General features: G+C 44.0%; 5 protein-coding genes. 1 reads left to right on the top strand and 4 read right to left on the bottom strand.

Going from position 1 to position 5,323, the window contains the following annotated elements; genetic code table 11:
• Nucleotides 1-154: 154 nt before the first annotated feature.
• Both VF500_RS29435 and VF500_RS29430 read right to left on the bottom strand, forming a co-directional pair.
• On the bottom strand, nucleotides 155-1,765 hold the full coding sequence (locus tag VF500_RS29435; protein ID WP_330863074.1) for a mechanosensitive ion channel family protein: 1,611 nt from the start codon (nucleotides 1,763-1,765) through the stop codon (nucleotides 155-157).
• 381 nt (nucleotides 1,766-2,146) lie between these two features.
• Nucleotides 2,147-2,473 (bottom strand): hypothetical protein, encoded by a 327-nt coding sequence (locus VF500_RS29430; protein ID WP_330863073.1) that lies wholly within the window; start codon nucleotides 2,471-2,473, stop codon nucleotides 2,147-2,149.
• A gap of 110 nt (nucleotides 2,474-2,583) precedes the next feature.
• Between VF500_RS29430 and VF500_RS29425 the strand changes: the two genes are divergently transcribed.
• Entirely contained in the window at nucleotides 2,584-3,603 is a 1,020-nt protein-coding gene (locus tag VF500_RS29425; RefSeq protein WP_330863071.1) for an aldo/keto reductase, read from the top strand.
• 757 nt (nucleotides 3,604-4,360) lie between these two features.
• On the opposite strand, the gene VF500_RS29420 is transcribed toward VF500_RS29425, so the two are convergent.
• Together VF500_RS29420 and VF500_RS29415 are read right to left on the bottom strand one after the other, a co-directional pair.
• Entirely contained in the window at nucleotides 4,361-5,119 is a 759-nt protein-coding gene (locus VF500_RS29420) for a DUF4846 domain-containing protein (RefSeq protein WP_330863070.1), read from the bottom strand.
• Nucleotides 5,116-5,323: M23 family metallopeptidase (locus VF500_RS29415; RefSeq protein ID WP_330863069.1), on the bottom strand; the 208-nt coding region annotated here is incomplete at its 5' end. The genes VF500_RS29415 and VF500_RS29420, both read right to left, overlap by 4 nt.

Genomic DNA, 5,323 nt, shown 5'->3' with positions numbered 1-5,323 from the left:
TTTTGAATCGGCTTGTCCTTCGGGAGACGCAATTATGCGTCTCTACAAAAATATTTTCTTTCATTTTTAAACAGCTTCTTCGTTTAATGCTTCTTTTTCGTAGCTTTTGGCCTTAAGCTTTTTGCTTTGAGCTCCTTTTTATAGCCTTCAGCTTTTAGCTATCCTTCTGTATTTTATACCCCGGCTTTTTGTACCCTTCGGCTACATAATTTTCGGGGATCTGGATATGACTTCCATCGCGCACAGCTGTAAAATGCGGCGACATGATCTCCATGCCTGCTTCATTAAACTTATCCTGTATGTTTTGATATAATGCCGAATAGATCACAGCCATTTTGCCGGGCTTATCGGTATAGGCGTTTATCTGGTAGCTTACGTTAAAATCGTTCAAAGCAGTTTGCAGCACAAAAGGTTTAGGATCGGCAAGGATTCCATCTGTTGCCTCTGCTGCGCTGATGAGCAGGTTATGAATGGTTTGCCATGGGGCATCGTAACCAATGGTAACACTGGTGTTCAGGATCAACCCTAATGTTTTTGATGATGAGGTATAGTTAATAGTAGCGCCGCTTAAAATAGAGGCATTGGGTACCGTTACATCTTCGTTTTTAATGGTACGTACACGGGTAACCAGCAGGTTTTTCTCAATTACATCGCCCATAACTTCGCCAACTTTTATCCGGTCGCCAATTTTAAAGGGGCGCATATAGGTAAGCACAATGCCCGACACCATATTAGATATGGCCGATGACGACCCCAGCGAAAACAGCACCCCGATAAAGACAGTTACTCCCTGAAACACTTTGGACTGTGAGCCCGGCAGGTAAGGAAATATCACAACAAACATAAAAGCGTACATCAGCACACGGATAATGTTGTAAGTTGGGATAGCCCATTCAGGATAAAAACCTTTCAGGGTGATAGCTCCGTTGGAAATTTCGGTAGCAATAAATTTTACCAGTTTTACAATGTACCGGGTAACCAAATAAATAACCGTTATGGTAAGCAGGTTGGGTATAAAGTGAACAATTGCCAACAGGATGCTTTTCAACGGATCAACCACAAAGCCGATAAGCTGTGTGGCAATAGACTGCGACGAAGGGAAAATATAAAACAACACCGGCAAAGCCAGGTAAACCAGCAACAGGATGATGAGCAGTCGCACAATATTGATGAGTCCGCTGATAAATGGAAGCAATCGCGAGGCGTAGGCCACCGGTGCCCCTTTGTCTGCCAGCTTTTCAACACGGCGTTCCCAGCCCTGTATGATTTTTAGTTTTATCCACCTGAAACCTTTGTTAACCACCCAAATCAGTAAAATCAATAAAATAATAACCGCAACGGCTTCAAGCACGTTGGCGATCAGCTGTTTGGGGCTATTGCTTTCAAAAACGTTGCCCAGTTTGTTTTTTAATATGGATAGATAACTTGCCGCCAGTTGCGGTCGGTTCAGCTCGGAGTAGGAGGCATCAATATTATTAACGCCCATGATCATTTGGCCGTTGTAGGTTATTATTGATATGGAAGTGTCGTTTTTAAGGGTTAAGGAGTCCGGGTTAAAATCTATCCGGCTCATCAGCGCCTCAATACGTTTGGTAACAATCCCAGCACGTTCTTTAGGATCAAATAATCCCTGCGAGGCATAAAATTTAAACAGGGTATCCCGGTTAATGATCACCGGTTCACCATTTTTATTCGGGAGTTTTTGTGCCTGTACGGTAAATGCAGCAAACAGAAAAAGGATGATCCGGCTGTAAATTTTAGGCATAGGGATGTTTTTCTGTTAAAGCTAAAAAATATTTGGCGGAAATTGGGTATTGTAAAGTGCTGACCTTTCAACGTGTTGACTCACCCTGACGTCGCTTCGCTCGTCACCCCTCTCTGCGCAAGCGCAAAAAGGGGATTTTAATTTTTCTCAGAGGCTGTTTTGTTTGAGATGTTTTTATGTAGAGGCGCATCACATGCGTCTCCCATAGGACAAGCGACTTCGTAATCGTTAACGCCAAGAATTTGCATGCGGGAGACGCATGTGATGCGTCTCTACATTTTAAAACAATTAAATAGTTTCTTGCCCTCTTTATCCGAAGGATAGAGAGGGTGATCCAGTGAAGCGTAGACCGGGTGAGTCAACTATGCGACATTTTTAAATTTACCCCTCCTGTACCAGGTCCGTCCCCAAATTCCCCGAGATATTACTAAACAGATCATTGAGGATGGATTCAACAGTAAGTGAATTTACATCATCAACATAATGCTCATTGCGGGTGATCCAAAGTTCATGCCTATTGATAACAATACTGAAAAGTGCGCCTTCATAAATAGACGGAAGTGAAATTTCCACAGATTCGCCTTTGCGTTCAATTGTGAAATTGAGTTCGCTTTGTCGTTGTTTATGAAATAGGGGGTTAAGTTTTTCGTGGAGCAGCAGGTATAATTGGTTAACGTCGGTATCCGTATGAAGGGTGATGATTTTCATAATTTGGTATATTAGCGATGTATTAAATAGTACAAAGTTGAGGGAGGGATTGTTTGGGAAAGCTCCTTGCTTATGTCAATGACATATTTTTAAATAAAACATCACTACATATGAACTACAAATTATTAGGCCGCTCAGGCCTCAAGGTTTCTGAACTATGCCTGGGCGCTATGGGCTTCGGTACCGAAGGCGGTTGGGGGGCCGAAAAGGATGCCAGCTTTGCCATAATGGATGCCTTTGCCAATGCAGGCGGCAATTTTATTGACACGGCTAACGTATACAAATTGGGCACCAGTGAAAAGATTATCGGCGAATACCTGGGCAATCACGACCGCGATTATTTTGTGCTGGCCACCAAATACACTTTAAAAGATAATACCACCAACCCCAATGCATCTGGCAATAACCGCAAAAACATGATGCGGAGTGTGGAGGAAAGTCTTAAAAGACTTAAAACCGATTTTATTGATGTGTTGTACCTGCACATCTGGGATAATATTACCCCCATTGATGAGGTATTGCGCGGGTTGGACGATCTGATAAAACAAGGTAAAGTAACCTATGCTGCTATTAGCGATACACCGGCCTGGGTGGTATCAAAAGGGAATACCCTTGCCGAGCTGATGGGCTGGAGCCAGTTCATTGCTTTACAGGTGGAGTACAGTCTGCTGGCCCGCACAGCCGAGCGCGAACTGATCCCGATGGCAAAACACTACGGCATGACCGTTACCCCATGGGCCCCGTTAGCGGGTGGTGCACTAACAGGTAAATACCTTCGCGGCGAGCAGGGACGTGTAAAAGCCGAAAGCAATCGCCGTAACAACAGGGCTCAAACTATTACCGAAGCTGTAGTTGAAATAGCGGCAGAACTGGGTGTATCCGAAAGTCACGTTGCCTTGCAATGGATGATGGACAGTGATTTTAGCTGTATCCCTATTGTAGGTGCAACCAAAATTGACCAGCTAAATGATAACCTCAAAGCCATTGACACCAAATTAACTCCTGAGCATTTCAAAAAGCTCAATGAAGTTAGTGCTATTGAATTAGGTTTTCCTGGTGATTTTTTCAACGAAGATGCTGTGAAAATGAACAGTTTTGGCGGATTTTATGATAGGGTGGAGAAAAGGTAATCTCCCACCACGTCATTGCGAGTAACCATCAGGGAAATCCTGAAAAAAAATGTGATGACGTGCTAAAAAATGCTATTGATAATCAATAACTTATAGCCACGTCATTATAAGGTACGAAGCGATCGCGAACTGTACAAGGGGATTGGCATAGCCTCTCTGCTATTAGGGGATTGCTCATGTTCCCTCAGGGTCTCTCGCAGATTTAAGTTAACCCCTAAAATCAATAGCCAAATTGGGGAACGTACGTGAGTTGAACCCCTCTGGGGTTCGGGTAAGGGGTGCGATGTTATTTCTACAAACCTTTTCCTCCTCTGGAGGATTTTTACAGTTTAATAAACAGATATTAATTGCCCAGAAACAGGTGCACCAGAGGTGCAAAAGGTTTGTAGCTTGTAAAGTTATAGAACACCCTTTGCCCCAGAGGGGCAACACACGACGCCTTGCTGTTTAAATGATAAGCAATTTTGCGGGTTAACTTAAACTCGCAGAGGGCCCTGAGGTTCACCGCGTTCTAAACATCTACCAAGATATGCGCAGAACAGCGAATCTGAATGGCGTATACATCAGGGCCCTCTGTGAGAGACCCTAAAGGGACGTTAATCTCTCACCACGTCATTGTGAGGCACGAAGCAATCGCACGGAAGCATGTCCGCCCTTTATAGCTACGAGATTGCCACGTCGCCCCGGCGCTTTTGCCAATTCCGCTCCTCGCAATGACATTTTTTTAGGTTTCCGGCAAAATCAATCATCCATCTACCTAAAACCGCTTCAGGTAATTTTTGCTGATAAGCTCTCCATACATGATGCCGCTGTGTTGATCCATAGCAAACCAGGGCGAACCGTATTGCAGTACCTGGATATTTTGTGCCGGCATAAAGCTCTGCGCCAGTAAAAATTGCTTTTGATGAGCGGCATTTTCCACTACATCAAGTACAATAAAACAATGCCCTGGCGAACCGCCGCGGATAAACACATCCCCGGGTTTTACATCGTTGGAATTGGTTGCCGTTTTTAACTCCTTTTGCAGGGATAGGGTGCCCGCATAGCTGAACACCAGGTTCATGTAATTTAAAAACGTATTGTACGAATAATCGGGTTGGGCTTTTAATACCCAATGATCATTTTTGTAGCGATAGCCTTTGGCATAATGCTCATAATCACATTTAAAACCACTGGTAAAGTTGAAAGAGATTTCGCTGTATTTTTTTTGCTGATAAAGGTATTCGCCGCGTAAGCGCATTACGGCATCGGCACATTGCTGCAGGTCCTGGTTACCCACACTCATATCAATAACCGCAGCGGTATAAACATCGGTACGGGCAATATCGCCTTTATACGTTTTAGTTGGTGTGCCCGCCGGTTTTAAGGGCAATGACTGTAACCATGCCCCGAAACTACCGGGTGCAGTTGTTATACGATGATAGCCAGCCGGCACGGCAAATCTCTTAACAACATTATCAGGAGGCGTAATATTGATATTTAAAAGCAACAGCAGGCAGGCGATCAGGGCTTTCATAATGTTTTGGCTTTTTTTAGCTGTTCATAAGGATTATAAGGTACAGGAATCCCGTCTACCAGTTTAAACCCCGAAAAATGCAGGTGTGTTGGCGAGCGTTTTTTATAAGCGTTATAACCTGTACGGCCAACCTCGGCTATTTTTTGCCCCTGCGTAACATAACTGCCCGGTTTAACAAAAATGGCGCTGTTATGGGCATAATAA

This window comes from Mucilaginibacter sp. (assembly GCF_036383575.1).
In the GTDB taxonomy this organism is placed as follows: Bacteria; Bacteroidota; Bacteroidia; order Sphingobacteriales; family Sphingobacteriaceae; genus Mucilaginibacter.
The sequence above is the reverse complement of the archived record's forward strand: the minus strand, read 5'-3'. Positions and strand labels throughout refer to the sequence as shown.

Coding starts and splice junctions, on each gene's coding strand:
- VF500_RS29420 (WP_330863070.1), bottom strand. CDS start 5,119: ATGAAAGCCCTGATCGCCTGCCTGCTGTTGCTTTTAAATATCAATATT.
- VF500_RS29435 (WP_330863074.1), bottom strand. CDS start 1,765: ATGCCTAAAATTTACAGCCGGATCATCCTTTTTCTGTTTGCTGCATTT.
- VF500_RS29425 (WP_330863071.1), top strand. CDS start 2,584: ATGAACTACAAATTATTAGGCCGCTCAGGCCTCAAGGTTTCTGAACTA.
- VF500_RS29430 (WP_330863073.1), bottom strand. CDS start 2,473: ATGAAAATCATCACCCTTCATACGGATACCGACGTTAACCAATTATAC.